Consider the following 244-nt stretch of genomic DNA (forward strand, 5'->3'; position numbering starts at 1 on the left):
GAGGCCAAGGGCACGGGCCTGGGTCTTGCGATGGTCAAGAAGATCGTCGACGAACATGGCGCGCGCATCGACATTCGCAATCGCATGAAAGCGGGCGATGTGATCGAGGGCGCGCAGATTTCGATTCTCTTCCTTCAACTGGCAGACGACGCCGCGGCTCCCGAAGCGGGACCGCGTCCTGCGCACGGCGGTACGTCGCAGGGAAAGACAAAAGCAACAGTGCAGACAAAGGCAGCGTAAATGG

The 244-nt window shown here is 60.7% G+C and carries 1 protein-coding gene; it reads left to right on the top strand.

Translation table 11 applies throughout. From position 1 onward, the window contains the following. The coding region (locus SB772_RS44560; RefSeq protein WP_410839098.1) for a hypothetical protein at positions 1–240 on the top strand (240 nt) is incomplete at its 5' end. Positions 241–244 lie beyond the last annotated feature (4 nt).

Source organism: Paraburkholderia sp. SIMBA_030, from assembly GCF_046535245.1.
Lineage (GTDB): Bacteria > Pseudomonadota > Gammaproteobacteria > Burkholderiales > Burkholderiaceae > Paraburkholderia.